The organism is Tepidimonas sp. HKU77, from assembly GCF_049728535.1.
Classification (GTDB): domain Bacteria; phylum Pseudomonadota; class Gammaproteobacteria; order Burkholderiales; family Burkholderiaceae_C; genus Tepidimonas.
Map to the genome: position 1 here is coordinate 2,098,433 of NZ_CP187300.1, position 16,452 is coordinate 2,114,884.

Below are 16,452 nucleotides of genomic sequence, written 5' to 3' on the forward strand. Positions count from 1 at the left end.
GGAAACCCACCATCGCTACCACCCGTCCCAGTTCGTTTCGTGATCGTCGCCAGCGCGAGGAGCGCCAGCACCGCCTGAACCGCGAGATCACTGCCCCCGAAGTCCGCCTCACCGGCCCCGATGGCCAGCAGATCGGCGTCGTACCGATCCAGGAGGCCCTGCGCATGGCAGGCGAGCTCGACGTCGATCTGGTCGAGATCGCGCCGATGGCCACGCCCCCCGTGTGTCGCCTGATCGACTACGGCAAGTTCAAATACGCCGAGCAAAAGAAGGCGGCCGAGGCCAAGGCCAAGCAAAAGGTTATCGAGGTCAAGGAAGTCAAGTTCCGTCCCGCGACTGACGAGGGGGACTATCAGGTCAAGATGCGCAACATCCGGCGCTTCCTGGATGAAGGCGACAAATGCAAGGTCACGCTGCGCTTTCGTGGGCGCGAGATCACGCACCAGGAGCTGGGTCTGGCGCTGCTGGAGCGTATCCGCCAGGAACTGGGCGACAGCATCGTCGTCGAGCAGTTCCCCAAGCTCGAGGGACGGCAGATGATCATGATGATCGCGCCCTCGCGCAAAAAGGGTGGGTCGGCGAGTAAGGCCGACGCCCCGGCAGCGCCGGCAGCCTGATTTCAGCGCAGCGCCGGGCGGCGCGCCGGGGGCGTGCAGCGCCTGCTATAATGAGCGGCTTCGCGTGGTCGGGCTCGTGCCTTCAAACGGTGTCGGCTCGGCGAGCGAAGCCGCTTCCGTGCACGGGTGCGGGGGCCAACCACAAGTGGCTCGGGGCCAACAAGTCCCTGGCGGGTGTGCCGGGGCGCCTCACGAGCACAAATCTCAACGACAAGGACTCATCATGCCCAAGATGAAGACCAAGAGCAGCGCGAAGAAGCGCTTTCGCGTTCGTCCCGGCGGCACCGTCAAACGCGGTCAGGCGTACAAGCGCCACATCCTGACCAAAAAGACGACCAAGAACAAGCGCCAGCTGCGCGGCCCGGCCAACGTCCATGAGACGAACATGGGCCACATCGCGCAGATGATGCCGTTTGCCGGCCTGTGACAGGCGGCGCCCCGTAACGAACCAGGAGTCCATCCATGCCTCGCGTCAAACGTGGTGTAACCGCACGCGCCCGCCACAAGAAGGTGCTCGCCCTGGCCAAGGGTTTCCGTGGCCGCCGCAAGAATGTGTTTCGCGTCGCCAAGCAGGCGGTGATGAAGGCGGGTCAGTACGCCTACCGTGACCGCCGTGCCCGCAAGCGCGTCTTCCGCCAGCTCTGGATCGCCCGCATCAACGCCGCGGCGCGCGAGTTGGGCTTGACCTACAGCCAGTTTGCCAACGGGCTGCGCAAGGCGTCGATCGAGATCGACCGCAAGGTGTTGGCCGACATGGCCGTCCACGACAAGGCGGCGTTCGGCGCCATCGTCGAGCGCGTCAAGGCCCAGCTGCAAGGTTCGGCGGCAGCGACGGCTGCCTGACGCAGCTGGCCGCCCGTGTGGGTGGCCGATCCGTCCGACCACGGGCCAGTCGCCGCGCGCGCTGGCCCGTTCGTCTTTGTGGGGTTTCTCTCTTCCCCTCTTCCCGCCCTGTCTTGGAATACCGCATGAACGACCTCGAATCCCTGGTGCAGTTGGCGTGCGAGCAGTTTGCGCAAGCGCACACCCCCAGCGAACTCGAAAACGCCAAGGCGCGTTTTCTGGGCAAGAGCGGCGCGCTCACCGAGCGCATGAAGGGATTGGCGGCGCTCGCGCCCGATGAGCGCAAGGCCGCCGGTGCAGCGATCAACCAGGCCAAGCAGGCGATCGAGGCGGCGCTACAAGCGCGCCGCGCGGCGCTGGCCGAGGCCGAGCTGCAGCGCCAGCTGCAAGCCGAGGCGCTGGACGTGACGCTGCCGGGCCGCCAGCGCGGCGCGGGCGGGCTGCATCCAGTGAGCCTGACGTTGGAGCGCATCGAGGCCATCTTTGCCTCCATGGGGTTCGAGGTGGCGGACGGCCCCGAGATCGAGTCCGACTGGTTCAACTTCACCGCGCTCAACACGCCCGCCGACCATCCGGCGCGCTCGATGCATGACACCTTCTACGTCGAAGGCGGCAGCGAATCCGCGCCGTATTTGCTGCGCACGCACACCAGCCCGATGCAGATCCGGCATGCGGTGCAGCACGTCAAGCGCGCGCGCGCGGCGGCAGGCGTGACGGGTGAGGGCCTGTTCGCTGGCGACATGCCCGAGATCCGCGTGATTGCGCCGGGGCGCACGTACCGGGTGGACAGCGATGCGACGCACTCGCCCATGTTTCACCAGTGCGAGGGGCTGTGGATCGGGCGGCGCGTGAGCTTCAAGGATCTCAAGGTCGTCTTCACCGCGTTTTGTCGGGCATTTTTCGAGAGCGACGATCTGAAGCTGCGCTTTCGGCCGAGTTTCTTTCCGTTTACCGAACCCAGCGCCGAGATCGACATTCAGTTTGCCAGTGGCCCGCTGGCCGGGCGTTGGCTGGAGGTGGCCGGCTCGGGCCAGGTGCACCCCAACGTGGTGCGCAACATGGGGCTGGACCCGGAGCACTACATGGGGTTTGCGTTTGGCATGGGGCCGGATCGGCTGACGATGTTGCGCTACGGTGTCAACGACCTGCGCCTGTTTTTCGAAGGCGACTTGCGCTTCCTGTCGCAGTTCCGTTGAGGTGGAAAGAAAGGCTTCCCGATGCAATTTCCCGAATCTTGGCTGCGTGCCTTTTGCAACCCGGCACTCGACAGCGACCGCCTGGCCGACGTGTTGACGATGGCGGGCTTGGAGGTGGAGTCGCTTGCGCCGGTGGCCCCGCCCTTCAGCGGTGTCGTGGTGGGCGAGATTCTGAGCGCCGAGCCGCACCCCAACGCCGACCGGCTGCGTGTGTGCCGGGTGGACGTGGGGCAGGGCGCGCCGTTGGCCATCGTGTGTGGCGCGCCCAACGCGCGCGCCGGCATTCGCGTGCCCTGTGCGCGGGTGGGTGCGGTGCTGCCGCCGGGCGATGATGGGCGGCCGTTCCAGATCCGCGTGGGCAAGCTGCGCGGGGTGGAGAGCCACGGCATGCTGTGCTCGGCGCGCGAACTGGGCCTGTCCGACGACCATGGCGGTCTGCTGGAACTCGCGCCCGATGCACCGGTGGGGCGCGACATTCGCGAGGTGCTGGCACTCGACGACCGGATTTTTACCCTCAAGCTCACGCCCAACCTGGCGCATTGCTTGAGCGTCTATGGCGTGGCGCGCGAGGTGGCGGCGCTGACGGGCACGCCGCTGCAAACGCCCACGTTCGCGCCCGTGGCGCCACGCCTGGGCGACGTGTTGCCGGTGCGCGTGCAAGCCCCCGATCTGTGCGGGCGTTTCACGGGACGGGTCATCCGCGGCATCGACCCCACGGCGCGCACGCCCGAGTGGATGGTGCAGCGGCTGGCGCGCTGTGGCCAGCGCAGCATTTCGGCGCTGGTGGACATTTCCAACTATGTGATGTTCGAGCTGGGGCGGCCGTCGCACATCTTCGACCTCGACCGCATTCACGGCGGCCTGCAGGTGCGCTGGGCGCGTGCGGGGGAGACACTCACGCTGCTCAACGGCCAGACGGTGACGCTGGACGAGACGGTGGGGGTGATCGCGGACGACCAAGGCGTCGAATCGCTGGCGGGCATCATGGGCGGCGCGGCGACCGCGGTGTCGAACGCCACGCGCAACGTGTATGTTGAGGCGGCGTTCTGGTGGCCGCGTGCGATCGCGGGGCGCGCGCGACGCTTTCACTTCAGCACCGACGCCGCCCACCGCTTCGAACGCGGGGTGGACCCCAGCACGACGCGCGAGCACGTGGAGCGCATCACGCAGCTCATCCTGGACATTTGCGGCGGCGAGGCCGGGCCGATCGACGATCACGTGATCAACGTGCCGCAACCGCAGCCGGTGACGCTGCGCGTGGCGCGCGCGGCACAGGTCATCGGCATGCCGCTGACGCAGGCCGAGTGTGCCGAGCCGCTGCGTCGGCTGGGACTGTCGGTGACCGAAGGCGAAGGCACGCTGACCGTCACTCCACCGCCGTACCGGTTCGATGTGCAGCTCGAGGAAGACCTGATCGAGGAAGTGGCGCGCGTGATCGGCTACGACCGTCTGCCCGACACGCCGCCTCTGGCACCCGTCGAGCCGCGCGTGCGGCCCGAGTCGCAGCGCTCCATCCACGCGCTGCGGCGCCAACTCGCGCAACTGGGCTATCAGGAAACGATCAACTTCAGCTTCGTCGAGGAGCGCTGGGAGCGCGACTACGCGGGCAACCCCGACCCGATCCGGCTGCTCAACCCGATCGCCAGCCACTTGAGCGTGATGCGCTCCAGCCTGTTGGGCAGCTTGCTGGCCGTGCTGAAGCACAACACCGACCGCAAGGTGCCGCGCGTGCGGCTGTTCGAAGTCGGCCGCGTGTTCCGGCGCGACCCGTCGGTGCCGGACAGCGACACCACGGTCGCCGGCATCGACCAGCCGCGCCGCGTGGCGGGGCTGGCGTGGGGCGACGAGTCGGCGCTGCAATGGGGGGTGCCCGCACGGCCGGTCGATTTCTACGACGTCAAGGGCGATGTGGAGGCGCTGCTGGCCCCGCGCCGCGCCGTCTTCGAGCCGGCCCAGCATCCGGCCATGCACCCCGGGCGTTGCGCGCGCGTGCGCCTCGACGGCCGTGATATCGGGTTCGTGGGTGAGTTGCATCCGCGTTGGCGCCAGGCCGAGGGTTGGTTGCAGGCCCCGGTGCTGTTCGAGCTGGATTTGGACGCCGTCTTGCAGCGCCCGTTGCCGTCGGCGCAGCCCGTTGGCCGCCACCACCCGGTGCAGCGCGACATCGCCGTCGTCGTGCGCGAGGCGGTCACGCACGCCGAGCTGATGGCCGCTATCGGCGAGGTGGCCGCGCAGCAGCCGTGGTTGCGCGACGCCGTGCTGTTCGACGTTTACCGACCCAAGGTGGCCGGTGCCGGGGGGCTGGCCGAGGGCGAAAAGAGCCTGGCCGTGCGCCTGACCCTGGAGCGGCACGATGCCAACCTGACCGACGACGAGATCGACGCCGTGGTGCAGTCGGTGTTGCAGGCCCTGCAGCAGCGCATCGGCGCGCGCCTGCGCGCCTGACAGTGGTCGCATCGAGGGGCGCGGTTGGCCCTGGCCGCGCCGGTCCTGCTACGATTGCGGCCATGGCGACGCGCAACTCCCGACCGCACACCGCAGACGCCGACGACGGCGTCACCCTGACCAAAGCCGAGTTGGCCGAACGCTTGTTCGACCGCATTGGCTTCAACAAACGCGAGTCGAAAGACATCGTCGATGCGTTTTTCGACCTCATCGCCGAGCGCCTGATCGCGGGGGAGGACGTGCGCATCGCCGGCTTCGGCCAGTTTCAGGTGCGCGACAAGCCACCGCGCCCGGGGCGCAACCCGCGCACGGGTGAGCTGGTGCCGATCGAGGCGCGGCGCGTGGTGACCTTCCACGCCTCGCCCAAGCTCAAGGAAGCGCTGCAGGTCGGCGCGCCAGACGCCAGCGACGCGGATCGATGAGTCCGCTGGAGAGCGCCACGCCGATCAAGATCACGGCGCCGCAGCCCACCATCCACGGGGTGATCGTCTCGCCCAGCAGCAGCGCGCCATAGGCCACGGCGAACACCGGGATCAAAAACGTCACTGTCAGCGTGCGCGCGGGGCCAGCGGCTTCGATCAGCCGGAAGTAGAGCAGATAGGCCAGTGCCGTGCACAACACACCGGCGGCCCCCACGGCCAGCCAGGCATCGGCCCCAGCCGGCTGCGTGGGCCATGTCCACACCGTAGGCAGCAGCAGCCCCAGCGTGGCGCCGAACTGGCTACCGGCCGCCGTGGCCATCGGGGGGATGCCCATCAGGTATTTCTTGGTGTAGCTGGCCGCGATCGCGTACAGCACCGTCGCCCCCAGGCAGGCCAGCACGGCCCAGCCGGTGCCGCCCGTGCCAAAGTGCGCCTTGTTCCACGACAACAAGGCCACGCCCGCAAACCCCAGCGCCAGGCCCAGCGCGCGCCAGCGCCCCGGACGGTCGCCCAGCCACAGCCAGGCCACCAGCGCGCCAAACAGCGGCACGGTGGCGTTGAGGATGGCCGTCAGCCCCGTGCTGATGGACAGCACTGCGTAGGCGAACAGGCCAAAGGGAATGCCGGCGTTGAGTAGGCCAACGAACAAAATGCGCCCCGCGTGCGCCCGAAATGCGCGCCAATGCCCACTGAGTACCAGCACCGGCAACAACACCGCCCCAGCGATGGCCACGCGCAGCCCAGCCGTGGCCACGGGCCCGAAGGCCAGCGCCGCCTGGCGCATGAACAGAAAGGACGCGCCCCACAGGGCTGCCAACAAGACGAATTCGGCCGCGAGACGGGGCGACATAGGTGCGCATGATAACCGCACCTACAATCGGAGCCCTGTCACACACCCGACCGCCAAGCCCGCTTGCCATGACCCTTGCCGCTGCCGCCCGCCCGACCTTGCCCGCCCATGCCTTCAAGGCCTACGACATCCGCGGTACCGTGCCGGAGGTCATCGATGCCGGATTTGCCCGCGCGCTCGGGCGGGCGTTCGGAGCCCGCGCGCGCGCCATGGGTGAAGCGGTGGTGGCGGTCGGGCGTGACGGCCGCCTGAGCAGCCCGGAGTTGGCCGCGGCCCTGATCGACGGCTTGGCGTCCGCCGGGGTCGATGTGCTCGACATCGGTCTGGCGACGACCCCGATGCTGTACTACGCGGCGGCGGTTCATTGCCGCAGTGGCATCCAGGTTACGGGCAGTCATAACCCGAAACACCACAACGGCTTCAAGATGGTGCTGGCAGGCCGCGCCATCTACGGCGACGACATCCAAGCCCTGCGCACGGCGATGGAGGCGGGCGAGCCCACCGGTTCTGCGGCCGCGCTGGGCCAGGTGCGGCGTCTGGACATCCTGGACGAGTACCTCGCGCGCATCGTGCGCGACGTGCGGCTGGCACGGCCCATGCGGGTGGTGGTCGATTGCGGCAATGGCGTCACCGGTGCCTCGGCGCCGGCGCTGCTGCGGGCGCTCGGCTGCGAGGTGACGGTGCTCTATGGCGAAGTAGACGGCACGTTTCCCAATCACCATCCCGACCCGTCCAAGCCCGAGAATCTGCGTGACCTCATCGAGGCGGTGCAGCGCACCGGGGCCGAGCTGGGCCTGGCGTTCGACGGCGACGGTGACCGCCTGGGTGTGGTCACGCCCAGTGGCCAGAATATCTACCCGGATCGCCAGCTCATGCTCTTGGCTGCCGACGTGCTGTCGCGGGTGCCCGGGGGCACCATCGTGTACGACGTCAAATGCAGCCAGCGGCTCGCCCCCGCCATCCGCGCCGCGGGTGGGGTGCCGCTGATGTACCGCACCGGTCACTCCCTCGTCAAGGCCAAGATGCGCGAGGTCGGCTCGCCCTTGGGGGGGGAGATGAGCGGCCACCTCTTTTTTCAGGAGCGCTGGTATGGCTTTGACGACGGCAGCTATGCGGCGGCCCGGTTGCTGGAAATCCTGAGCCGCCACCCCGATGCGGGCGCGGTGCTCGAGGCGCTGCCCAATAGCCACTCGACGCCCGAGCTCAACGTGGCGTGCGCCGAGGGCGAGCCGCACCGCGTGGTGGCCGAGCTGCAGCGCGTGGCGCGCTTCGAGGCGCCGGCGGAGGTGAGCACCGTGGACGGCCTGCGCGTGGACTGGCCCGACGGGTTTGGGCTGATCCGCGCCTCCAACACCACGCCGGTGCTGGTGCTGCGCTTCGAGGGGCACACGCCCGAGGCACTGGCGCGCATCCAGGCCGACATGCTGCAGTGGCTGCGCCGCGTCAAGCCCGACGCCGTGCTGGGTGACGCCGCCCATTGACCGTCCGCCACGCCATGACCGCAGCGCCCGTGCACCAGATCGCGTTGTCCCCGGACCCGGATCCCGAGGTCATCGTCTTCAACCTCAAGCGCCGCTACACCGGGGTGTCGGCCACGGTCAACGCCTTGGTGCCATTGCAGGCGCGCCAGTGGCGGCTGGCGTACTGTGGCACTCCCTTGCCGCACGGCATGCCCGGCATGACGCTGCGGCAGGCGATCGCCCTGTCCCGGCGGGCGCCGGTGGGGCGGCCGTTTCGCATCTGGCATGTGCGGCGCGACCACGAAATGGCCGCCGGCCTGTGGGCGCGCGACGTGCTGCAGCTGCCCATCCGGCTCGTGTTCACCTCGGCCGCGCAGCACCGCCACGGGTGGTTTCCGCGTTGGCTCATCAGCCGCATGGACGCGGTCATCGCCACCACGCCCAAGGCTGCGAGCTTCGTGCCCAACACCACGGCGGTGGTGCCACACGGCGTCGACCTGCAGCGCTTCAGCCCCCCGCCCGACAAGGCCAGCGCCTGGGCTGACAGCGGCCTGCCCGGACGCTACGGGATCGGTGTCTTTGGCCGCGTGCGGCCCGACAAGGGCACGGATGTGTTCGTGGACGCGATGATCGCTGCCCTGCCGCACCTGCCGGAAGTGACGGCGGTAATCGCCGGGCGTGCCATGCCGCAGCACGAGGCGTACCAGCGCTCGCTGCAGGCACGCATCGATGCCGCGGGCTTGCGCGAGCGCATCTGCTTTCTGGGTGAAGTACCGGCGGCCGAGGTGCACCGCTGGTACCAGCGCTGTCTGGTGTGCGTGGCCTGCCCGCGCTACGAGCCGTTTGGGCTGACGCCATTCGAGGCCGCGGCCTGCGGCTGCGCCCTCGTGTGTTCGCGCACCGGCGCGTTCGAGGAGCTGGTGCAGCCGGGGGTGCAGGGCGAGCTGGTCGATACCGGCGACGCAGCCGGCTTGGCGGCGGCCGTGCGCCGGGTGCTGGCCGACCCCGCAGCCGCGCAGCACATGGGGCAGGCGGCGCGGGCGCGCGTGGCGGAGCGGTTTTCGCTCGCGCACGAGGCCGCGGGTATCGGCGCGGTGTACGAACGGTTGTTTCGCGGTGGTTGAGGGCGAGACACGATCCCCCCCCGAGTGGTGGGCGCTGGCACTCTACGGTGGGGTCATGGGCGCGCTGTCGCCGATCCTGCGGCGCAAACTCGCGCACCGTGCCCGGCGCGAGCCCGGCTACGCCGAAGCCGTCGAGGAACGGTTTGGCCACTATGCGGGGCCGCCCTCGTCCGGGTGGCTGTGGGTGCATGCGGTATCGCTGGGCGAGACGCGCGCTGCCGCCCTGTGGTTGCGCGCGCTGCGTGCCGAGCGCCCCGACATTCGCGTGCTGTGGACGCATGGTACTGCCACCGGCCGTGCCGAGGGGCGCCGCCACCTGCAACCGGGTGATGCGCAGGCGTGGCTGCCCTGGGATGCGCCGGGGCCGGTGCAGCGGTTTCTCGCGCATTTTCGGCCGCGCCTGGGAGTGTTGATGGAGACCGAGGTCTGGCCACAGCTGGTCGCGGGGTGTCGCGCCGCGCAGGTGCCGCTGTTGCTCGCCAACGCCCGCCTCAACGAACGGTCGTGGCGGCGTGCGCGGCGCCTGCCCTGGCTGGCTGGACCGGCGTACCGGGGGCTGTCGGGGGTGTTGGCACAAACGGCGGCCGATGCGCAGCGCTTGCGCGACCTGGGCGCGCCGGTCGATCCGCCACGGGGCCAGATCATCGGCAACGTCAAGTTCGACGTGCCGTGGCACCCGGATCCGTGGTCGCTGGGGCAGCGCTGGCGCACCGCCTGGCAGGCCGCCACCCGCTCCGCCGACTGGCCGCAGGGCCGACCGATGCTGATGCTGGCGAGCAGCCGGGAGGGGGAGGAGGCCCTGTGGTGCGACGCCTGGCGCGCCCGGCGTGGTCTCGGTCGAGGCGCAGCGCCGCTGTGGCTCGTGGTGCCGCGTCACCCCCAGCGCGTCGATGCGGTGGAGGCGCTGTTGCAGCGCGCGGGGCTGGTCGTGGTGCGCCGCAGCGCGTTGGGCGCCTTGGATACCGAGACGCCCGCCTGGCCAGCGGCTTACCAGCAGGCCGATGTGCTGCTGGGTGACAGCCTGGGCGAGATGCCGTGGTACTACGCGCTGGCGCAAGTGGCGCTGCTGGGCGGGAGCTTTGCGCCGCTCGGGGGGCAAAACCTGATCGAGGCCGCAGCGTGCGAATGCCCCGTGTTGATGGGGCCGCACACCTTCAATTTCGCTCAAGCGGCCAGCGCGGCGATCGAGGCCGGCGCCGCGTGGCGCGTCGAGGACATGGGCGCGGCCGTCGAGCGGGCGCTGGCGTTGCTCGTCGATCCCGCCGCGCTGCAGCAGGCCCATGCGGGCTGCCGCGCTTTGCTGTCGCAACACGCGGGCGCGGCGCAGCGCTGCGCGCACGCCGTGCTGCGCTGGTGGGATCTCAGCGCGGCTGCAGCAGCGCGTTGAGGGGCTGCAGGTCCTCGGTCTTGAGCACGCCGGCCGCCTGCCGCAGCCGCAGGCTGCCGACCAGCACGTCGTAGCGCGCCTTGGCCAGGCGGGCCTTGGTTTCGAACAGTTGGCTTTGGGCGTTGAGCACGTCGATGTTGATGCGCACGCCCACTTGATAGCCGAGCTGGTTGGCCTCCAGCGCGCTCTGGCTCGACGCCTCAGCCGCCTCCAGCGCGCGCACCTGGCCCAAGCCCGACTGCACGCCAAAGAACGCGGCGCGGGTGGCTTGGCTGACCGCACGCAGCGCCCCTTCGACGTCGTTGCGGGCCTTGTCTTCCAGGGCCACTGCCTCCTTGATGCGGTTGTCCAGTGCGCCACCGGTGTAGAGCGGCAGGTTGAACTGCACGCCGATGCTGGCCGTCTGGTTACGCACGTAGGGGAAGGGCGGCGTCTGCCCAGGAGCGCGTGCCCACTGGTACTGGGCCACGGCGTCCAGCGTCGGGCCTTTGGCGGCCTGGGCTTTGCGCACCTCGAGCCGGGCGATGTCGAGAGCCGCCTGCGCCGCGCGCACGTTGGGGTGCTCGGCCGTGGCCCGCTGCACCCACGCGGCCACGTCGTCGGGGGTGGGTTGGGGCAGCGCCACCGCTGCGGGCAGCCGCCATGGCTGGGTGTCGCTGCGTCCGACCAATTGGTCCAGCGCCAGCCGCTTGACGCGAAGGTCGTTCTCGGCGGCGATTTCCTGCGCCAGCACCAGGTCGTAGCGCGCTTGCGCCTCGCGCGTGTCGGTGATGGTGGCGGTACCAACCTCGAAGTTGCGCTTGGCGGCGGCGAGTTGCTGCTCGACGGCGGCCTTTTGGGCGCGCACGAACGCCAAGGTGTCTTCGGCGCCGAGCACGTCGAAGTACGCCTGCGACAGACGCACGATCAGGTCTTGCTCGGCGGCTTGCAGTTGTGCCTGGGCAGCTTGCAGCGAGCGCTCGGCCTGTTCGACCTCGAGGTGGTTGCCGGGGCGGTACAGCGGATGGCTGGCGGCAATTTTGGCCGACTGGTTGTTGAACGTGTCGTCCAGCGCGCTGACCGAGCTGTCACGGCGATTGACGAATGCCTCGGCCGACAACCCCACGGTTGGCAGCACGCGCGCACGCGCCTGCTCCGCGCGGGCGCGGCTGGCGTCGAATTGCGCCTTGGCGGCCAGGTAGGCGGCATCGTACGCCTGGGCAGCGTCGAGCAGGGTCTGCAGATTTTGCGCGTGTGCGCCTGCGGCGGCACTGGCCAACAAGGCGGCGGCGAAGGCGGGGCGCAGGACCCGTGCGGCGAGCGAGCGAGCGGATGTGACCGGGGGATGGGCGAGCGGCAGCATGGCAAACGGTCCCTATCAAAATCTATACGGTCGGGAGTATACGAAGAACGGCCATCGCCTGCACGCGCGCGTCAGTACTGCGGGACCGAGGGGTCCAGTTCGTGTGCCCAGGCGTGGATGCCCCCAGCAATGTTGACCACGTCGTCGAAACCCTGCCGGTGCAGGAAATGCGCGACTTGGGCGCTGCGGCCACCGTGATGACATAGGCAGGCGATGGGCCGGTCTTTGGGTAGCTCAGCCAAGCGCATGGGAATGCTGGCCATCGGCATGTGGCGCAGCTCGAAGCCATCGGCGCGCACGCTGGCGGTCTGCACCTCCCACGGTTCACGCACGTCGAGCACGATGGGCAGGGCCGTCGCATCCTGCGCGCGGCACTGTTGCAGCCACTGGGGCAACTGGGCGGGGCGAATGTGGGGCACCATGGTGGAGGGTGGGTTTCAGAAGCGGAACCGCGCGGGTTCAGGGAAATTGCGCAGCCGCGGAATCACGATGTCCCACGGTTCTTCGCTGTGGTAGCCGGTTTCGCTGCCGCGCACGACCAGGGTGGCGCGCATGATGGGGTCTTCACCCACGACGGCGAACAGCCGTCCGCCCACGCGCAACAGTTCCAGCAAATCGGTGGGCACCTCGGCCACCGAGCCGCTGAGTACGATGGCGTCATACGGGGCCTGATCGACGCAAGGGGCGAAGCGCCCCGCGGCGGCGTCGGCCGTTTTGACCCGCACGTTGTCGATGCCGGCGCGGGCCAGGTTGGTGCGCGCCATGTCGGCCAGCGTCGGGTTGATCTCCAACGTCAGCACTTGGCGCGCCATGCGGCCCATGAGCGCCGCCATGTAGCCCGACCCGGCTCCGATCTCGAGCACGTTGTCGGTGGGCTTGAGTGCCAGATCCTGCAGGATGCGGGCCTCGACCTTGGGTGCCAGCATGCACTCGCCCTCGACGGGTGGCTGCGACAGTGGAATTTCCAGATCCGACAGCGCCAGCGCTTGATAAGCGGGTGGCACGAAGGCTTCGCGCTTGATTTGGCCGAGCAACGACAGCACCGTCGCGTCCAGCACTTCCCACGGACGGATTTGCTGCTCGATCATGTTGAAGCGGGCTTTTTCGAAGTCGAACGTCGCGGCGCTCATGCCATACTCCTGCAGGTATCTTCAGCGGGCCAATGCCGTCATTCTACCGAACTGGGGCACGCGCGCCCCAGATCCTATCGATGCGACGCCATCACGCGCCAGCCGGGCGATCCAGTTGCGCGCGCAGGCGATACAGGGCATCGAGCGCGTCACGCGGGCTCATCGCGTCGGGGTCGAGTTCGGCCAGCGCTTGCAACACGGGGTGTTCGGGGCTGGGTGTGGCCTGCGGCTCGGGCGCGCTGGCAAACAGGTCGATTTGGCGCTGCGCCTGCGCGCTGTGCGCCTCGAGCTGGGCCAGTGTGTGGCGCGCTTGCTGAATGACGGCCGCGGGTATCCCGGCCAGACGCGCGACCTGCACGCCGTAGCTGCGGCTGGCGGGCCCGGGCTCGATCTGGTGCAAAAAGACGATGTCGCGCCCTTTGCCCTCGACGGCGCTGACGTGCACGTTGACCGCCCCGGGGTGGCGCGCGGGGAATTCGGTGAGCTCGAAGTAGTGCGTCGCAAAGAGCGTGAACGCGCGCACCCGGTCGTGCAGATGGGTGGCGATGGCGCCCGCGAGTGCCAGGCCGTCGTAGGTGGAGGTGCCGCGGCCGATTTCGTCCATCAACACCAGGCTGTGTTCGGTGGCTTGGTGCAGGATTTGGGCGGCTTCGGTCATCTCCAGCATGAAGGTGGACTGGGCGTTGGCCAGGTCGTCCGCCGCGCCGATGCGGGTGTGGATGGCATCGATCGGCCCCAGGCGACACTGTTGCGCTGGCACGTAGCTGCCGACGCTGGCCAGCAGCACGATCAGCGCGACCTGCCGCATGTAGGTGGATTTGCCCCCCATATTGGGGCCGGTGATGATCTGCATGCGCGTGCGTGCATCCAGCGCCGTGTCGTTGGGCACGAAGGGGCCGGCACCGGTTTCCATCAGGCGCGCTTCCACCACCGGATGGCGCCCCTGGCGAATGTCGATGCGGGGCTCAGGCACGAAAGTGGGAGCGTGCCAGTCCAGTGTGAGCGAGCGTTCGGCCAGTGTCGCCAGCACGTCCAGCGTGGCCAGCGCCCGCGCCAGCGTGCCAAGGGCCACCACGTGGGGCTGCAGCTCGTCGAGCAAGCGGTCGTAGAGCCATTTTTCGCGCGCGAGCGCGCGCTCTTGCGCGCTGAGCGCTCGGTCCTCGAAGGCCTTGAGCTCGGGGGTGATGAAGCGCTCGGCGTTTTTCAGCGTTTGGCGTCGGCGATAGTCGTCGGGTACTTTGTCGAGCTGGCCCTGGGTGACTTCGATGTAGAAGCCGTGCACCTTGTTGTACTGCACGCGCAGGTTGGAAATGCCGGTGCGCTCGCGCTCGCGCGCTTCCAGGTCGAGCAAAAACGCGTCGGCATTGGACTGCAACGCGCGCAGCTCGTCGAGCTCGGCGTCATAGCCGTGGGCAATGACGCCGCCGTCGCGCAGCAGGGCGGCGGGCTCGGGCAGCAGGGCGCGCGTCAGCAGCTCGGCCACGGCCATGGGCGGCTGCAGGTGCTGCGCCAGCTCGACCAGCAGCGGGGCGGGGTGTTGGTCGGCCAGCGCCGCCACCGCCTGCGCCAGTTGCGCGCTGCGCTGCAGCGTCTGCGCCAGTCCCGCGAGCTCGCGCGGGCGCGCCTGGCGCAGTGCGATGCGCGCGGCCAAGCGTTCCACGTCACTCATGCCGCGCAGCCGCGGGCGCAGCGCCTCGGGGCCGTGCGCGCGCAGCGCGTCCACCACGGCTAGCCGGGCGCGGGCGATGGCGCGGTCGCGCGGGGGTTCGAGCAGCCAGCGACGCAGCAGGCGGCTGCCCATGCCGGTGGCGCAGGTGTCCAGCAGCGACAGCAGGGTGGGGGCGGGTTCGCCGCGCAGGGTGTGCGTGAGTTCCAGGTTGCGGCGCGTGGTGGCGGGCAGGTCGATGAGCGCATCGGGCCGCACCACGCGCAGCGCATGCACGTGGCCCAGTGCCCGGCCCTGGGTGTGCTCGGCATAGTCCAGCAGAGCGGAGGCGGCCGCGTGCGCGTCGGCCACGTCCTGCGCGCCCCAGCCCGCCAAACTCGCCACCTGCAGCTGGGCGCACAGCTTGCGTTGGCCCAGCGCGGCGTCGAAGGCCCAGGCGGGCCGCACGGTCAGCGCCGGGTGCGAGGGGGTGCCGACCTGCTCCAACCAGCCGCGAAGCTCGGCTTCGGCGGCGGGGGGGATCTCAGCGCTGAGCAGCAGCTCCTGCGCAGCGATGCGGGTCAGCCAGGCGCGCAGTTGCGGCCAGTCGCATTCGGCCAGGTGGATGGTGCCCTCGGTCACGGCCATCCAGGCCAGCCCACAGCGGCGACGCGCGCCCACGTGGACGGCCAGCAACACGGCGTCGGCCTTGTCGGCTAGCAGCTCGCTGTCGGTGAGGGTGCCCGGGGTGACGATGCGCACCACCTGCCGCTCCACGGGCCCCTTGGTTTGCCCGACGTCGCCCACTTGCTCGCAGATGGCCACCGACTCGCCCAGCCGGATGAGGCGGGCCAGATAGGTCTCGACCGAATGCACGGGCACCCCCGCCATCACCACCGGCGCGCCGGCAGACTGCCCGCGCGTGGTGAGCGTGATGTCGAGCAGTCGCGCGGCCTTGTGCGCGTCGTCGTAGAACAGCTCGTAAAAATCCCCCATGCGGTAAAACACCAGCGTGCGGGGGTGCTGCGCCTTGATGCGCAGATACTGCTGCATCATGGGCGTGTGGGCTTCCAGCGGCGCAGCGGGGGCGCCGCCGCAGGCGAGGGCGTCCGCGGCGTCGGGCGTCGTCATCGTCACGGGGTCGGGTCGTCGGGGCGCGTCGGCTCCGCGGGAGCGCAGGCCAAGCGGCTGTAGGGGCTGAGCACGCTCACCAGCTGTCCGTAGATGCGCGGGTTGGCCGCCAGGCATTCCTTGGTTTCCAGGAAATCGGCCTCACCGGTAAAGTTGCCGACCAAGCCGCCGGCTTCGGTGACCAACAGTGCCCCCGCCGCCACGTCCCACGGGCTCAATCCCATTTCGAAAAACCCATCGCTGAAGCCCGCTGCGACATAGGCCAGGTCGAGCGCGGCCGAGCCGGGCCGGCGCACGCCCGCGACACGCGGCATGACGTCGCCCAGCATGCGCAGGTAGGTCTGAAATGCGTCGCCCGGCCGGAACGGAAAGCCCGTGCTCAGCAGGCAGTCGCGCAGCTGGGTGCGCTTGGCCACGCGAATGCGCCGGTCGTTGAGGTACGCGCCACGGCCCTTGCTGGCGGTGAACAGGTCGTTGCGCGTGGGGTCGTAGATGACGGCCTGATCGAGGCGGCCATCCACCATGAGCGCGATGCTGACGCAATAGACCGGAAAGCCATGGATGAAGTTGGTCGTGCCGTCCAGCGGGTCGATGATCCAGGTGTAGGCGCGGCCTTTGCCCTTGCCCTCGCGGCGGCCGGACTCTTCGGCCCAGATGCCGTGCTCGGGGTAGGCCCCCAACAGCGTTTCGATGATCGCGGCTTCGGCGGCGTGATCGACTTCGGTCACGAAGTCGTTGGTCTGCTTGGCCCCGACCCGCAGCGTGTCGAGATCGAGCGAAGCCCGGTTGATGAGGGCACCAGCGGCGCGTGCGGCCTTGATGGCCACGTTGAGCATGGGGTGGAGGTGAGCAGACATGGA

15 protein-coding genes are annotated in these 16,452 nt (G+C 69.4%); 9 read left to right on the forward strand and 6 right to left on the reverse strand.

Features of this window, described 5'->3' with window-relative positions:
• Positions 1–11 precede the first annotated feature (11 nt).
• The 6 genes from infC to ACPP3B_RS10160 all read left to right on the forward strand — a co-directional run bounded on the left by infC (position 12) and on the right by ACPP3B_RS10160 (position 5,523).
• The gene (gene infC / locus ACPP3B_RS10135; protein WP_299020554.1) at positions 12–617 is read left to right on the forward strand and encodes a translation initiation factor IF-3; all 606 of its coding nucleotides are present in this window, start codon (positions 12–14) and stop codon (positions 615–617) included.
• 223 nt (positions 618–840) lie between these two features.
• Complete coding sequence (gene rpmI / locus ACPP3B_RS10140) at positions 841–1,044, forward strand: 50S ribosomal protein L35 (protein ID WP_299020512.1); 204 nt, start codon at positions 841–843, stop codon at positions 1,042–1,044.
• A gap of 35 nt (positions 1,045–1,079) precedes the next feature.
• Complete coding sequence (rplT, locus tag ACPP3B_RS10145) at positions 1,080–1,460, forward strand: 50S ribosomal protein L20 (RefSeq protein ID WP_299020516.1); 381 nt, start codon at positions 1,080–1,082, stop codon at positions 1,458–1,460.
• Positions 1,461–1,585: 125 nt separating this feature from the next.
• Positions 1,586–2,656, forward strand: a complete 1,071-nt coding sequence (gene pheS, locus ACPP3B_RS10150; protein ID WP_299020519.1) for a phenylalanine--tRNA ligase subunit alpha — start codon at positions 1,586–1,588, stop codon at positions 2,654–2,656.
• Positions 2,657–2,677: 21 nt separating this feature from the next.
• Positions 2,678–5,101 (forward strand): phenylalanine--tRNA ligase subunit beta, encoded by a 2,424-nt coding sequence (gene pheT / locus ACPP3B_RS10155; RefSeq protein WP_424858910.1) that lies wholly within the window; start codon positions 2,678–2,680, stop codon positions 5,099–5,101.
• A 62-nt stretch (positions 5,102–5,163) separates the two neighbouring features.
• Positions 5,164–5,523: an integration host factor subunit alpha gene (locus tag ACPP3B_RS10160; protein WP_424858911.1), complete on the forward strand. Its 360-nt coding sequence runs from the start codon at positions 5,164–5,166 to the stop codon at positions 5,521–5,523.
• Here the strand turns inward: ACPP3B_RS10160 and ACPP3B_RS10165 are convergent.
• A complete protein-coding gene (locus ACPP3B_RS10165) occupies positions 5,471–6,373 on the reverse strand; it encodes a DMT family transporter (protein WP_299020529.1) in 903 nt (300 codons plus the stop codon). The genes ACPP3B_RS10160 and ACPP3B_RS10165 overlap by 53 nt on opposite strands.
• Positions 6,374–6,441: 68 nt before the next feature.
• On the opposite strand from ACPP3B_RS10165, the gene ACPP3B_RS10170 reads away from it, so the two are divergent.
• The 3 genes from ACPP3B_RS10170 to ACPP3B_RS10180 are packed head-to-tail and all read left to right on the forward strand — an operon-like array spanning position 6,442 to position 10,344.
• Positions 6,442–7,854 carry a phosphomannomutase/phosphoglucomutase gene (locus tag ACPP3B_RS10170; RefSeq protein ID WP_299020531.1) on the forward strand — a complete coding sequence of 471 codons (1,413 nt, stop codon included), beginning with the start codon at positions 6,442–6,444 and terminating at the stop codon, positions 7,852–7,854.
• Between the two features lie 14 nt (positions 7,855–7,868).
• A complete protein-coding gene (locus tag ACPP3B_RS10175) occupies positions 7,869–8,957 on the forward strand; it encodes a glycosyltransferase family 4 protein (protein ID WP_424858912.1) in 1,089 nt (362 codons plus the stop codon).
• 55 nt (positions 8,958–9,012) lie between these two features.
• Positions 9,013–10,344 (forward strand): 3-deoxy-D-manno-octulosonic acid transferase, encoded by a 1,332-nt coding sequence (locus tag ACPP3B_RS10180; protein ID WP_424858913.1) that lies wholly within the window; start codon positions 9,013–9,015, stop codon positions 10,342–10,344.
• Here the strand turns inward: ACPP3B_RS10180 and ACPP3B_RS10185 are convergent.
• From ACPP3B_RS10185 to ACPP3B_RS10205, 5 genes are all read right to left on the reverse strand, one after another.
• Entirely contained in the window at positions 10,319–11,686 is a 1,368-nt protein-coding gene (locus ACPP3B_RS10185) for a TolC family outer membrane protein (protein ID WP_424858914.1), read from the reverse strand. The genes ACPP3B_RS10180 and ACPP3B_RS10185 overlap by 26 nt on opposite strands.
• Before the next feature lie 71 nt (positions 11,687–11,757).
• The gene (locus ACPP3B_RS10190) at positions 11,758–12,108 is read right to left on the reverse strand and encodes a rhodanese-like domain-containing protein (RefSeq protein ID WP_299020539.1); all 351 of its coding nucleotides are present in this window, start codon (positions 12,106–12,108) and stop codon (positions 11,758–11,760) included.
• Between the two features lie 15 nt (positions 12,109–12,123).
• Entirely contained in the window at positions 12,124–12,816 is a 693-nt protein-coding gene (locus tag ACPP3B_RS10195) for a protein-L-isoaspartate O-methyltransferase family protein (protein ID WP_299020541.1), read from the reverse strand.
• A gap of 91 nt (positions 12,817–12,907) precedes the next feature.
• On the reverse strand, positions 12,908–15,592 hold the full coding sequence (mutS, locus tag ACPP3B_RS10200; RefSeq protein WP_424860180.1) for a DNA mismatch repair protein MutS: 2,685 nt from the start codon (positions 15,590–15,592) through the stop codon (positions 12,908–12,910).
• A gap of 2 nt (positions 15,593–15,594) precedes the next feature.
• The gene (locus ACPP3B_RS10205; protein ID WP_299020543.1) at positions 15,595–16,449 is read right to left on the reverse strand and encodes an inositol monophosphatase family protein; all 855 of its coding nucleotides are present in this window, start codon (positions 16,447–16,449) and stop codon (positions 15,595–15,597) included.
• Positions 16,450–16,452 lie beyond the last annotated feature (3 nt).

Coding starts and splice junctions, on each gene's coding strand:
- ACPP3B_RS10205 (WP_299020543.1), bottom strand. CDS start 16,449: ATGTCTGCTCACCTCCACCCCATGCTCAACGTGGCCATCAAGGCCGCA.
- mutS (WP_424860180.1), bottom strand. CDS start 15,592: ATGACGACGCCCGACGCCGCGGACGCCCTCGCCTGCGGCGGCGCCCCC.
- ACPP3B_RS10195 (WP_299020541.1), bottom strand. CDS start 12,816: ATGAGCGCCGCGACGTTCGACTTCGAAAAAGCCCGCTTCAACATGATC.
- ACPP3B_RS10165 (WP_299020529.1), bottom strand. CDS start 6,373: ATGTCGCCCCGTCTCGCGGCCGAATTCGTCTTGTTGGCAGCCCTGTGG.
- ACPP3B_RS10175 (WP_424858912.1), top strand. CDS start 7,869: ATGACCGCAGCGCCCGTGCACCAGATCGCGTTGTCCCCGGACCCGGAT.
- ACPP3B_RS10160 (WP_424858911.1), top strand. CDS start 5,164: ATGGCGACGCGCAACTCCCGACCGCACACCGCAGACGCCGACGACGGC.
- ACPP3B_RS10180 (WP_424858913.1), top strand. CDS start 9,013: ATGGGCGCGCTGTCGCCGATCCTGCGGCGCAAACTCGCGCACCGTGCC.
- pheT (WP_424858910.1), top strand. CDS start 2,678: ATGCAATTTCCCGAATCTTGGCTGCGTGCCTTTTGCAACCCGGCACTC.
- ACPP3B_RS10185 (WP_424858914.1), bottom strand. CDS start 11,686: ATGCTGCCGCTCGCCCATCCCCCGGTCACATCCGCTCGCTCGCTCGCC.
- ACPP3B_RS10190 (WP_299020539.1), bottom strand. CDS start 12,108: ATGGTGCCCCACATTCGCCCCGCCCAGTTGCCCCAGTGGCTGCAACAG.
- rplT (WP_299020516.1), top strand. CDS start 1,080: ATGCCTCGCGTCAAACGTGGTGTAACCGCACGCGCCCGCCACAAGAAG.
- ACPP3B_RS10170 (WP_299020531.1), top strand. CDS start 6,442: ATGACCCTTGCCGCTGCCGCCCGCCCGACCTTGCCCGCCCATGCCTTC.
- rpmI (WP_299020512.1), top strand. CDS start 841: ATGCCCAAGATGAAGACCAAGAGCAGCGCGAAGAAGCGCTTTCGCGTT.
- pheS (WP_299020519.1), top strand. CDS start 1,586: ATGAACGACCTCGAATCCCTGGTGCAGTTGGCGTGCGAGCAGTTTGCG.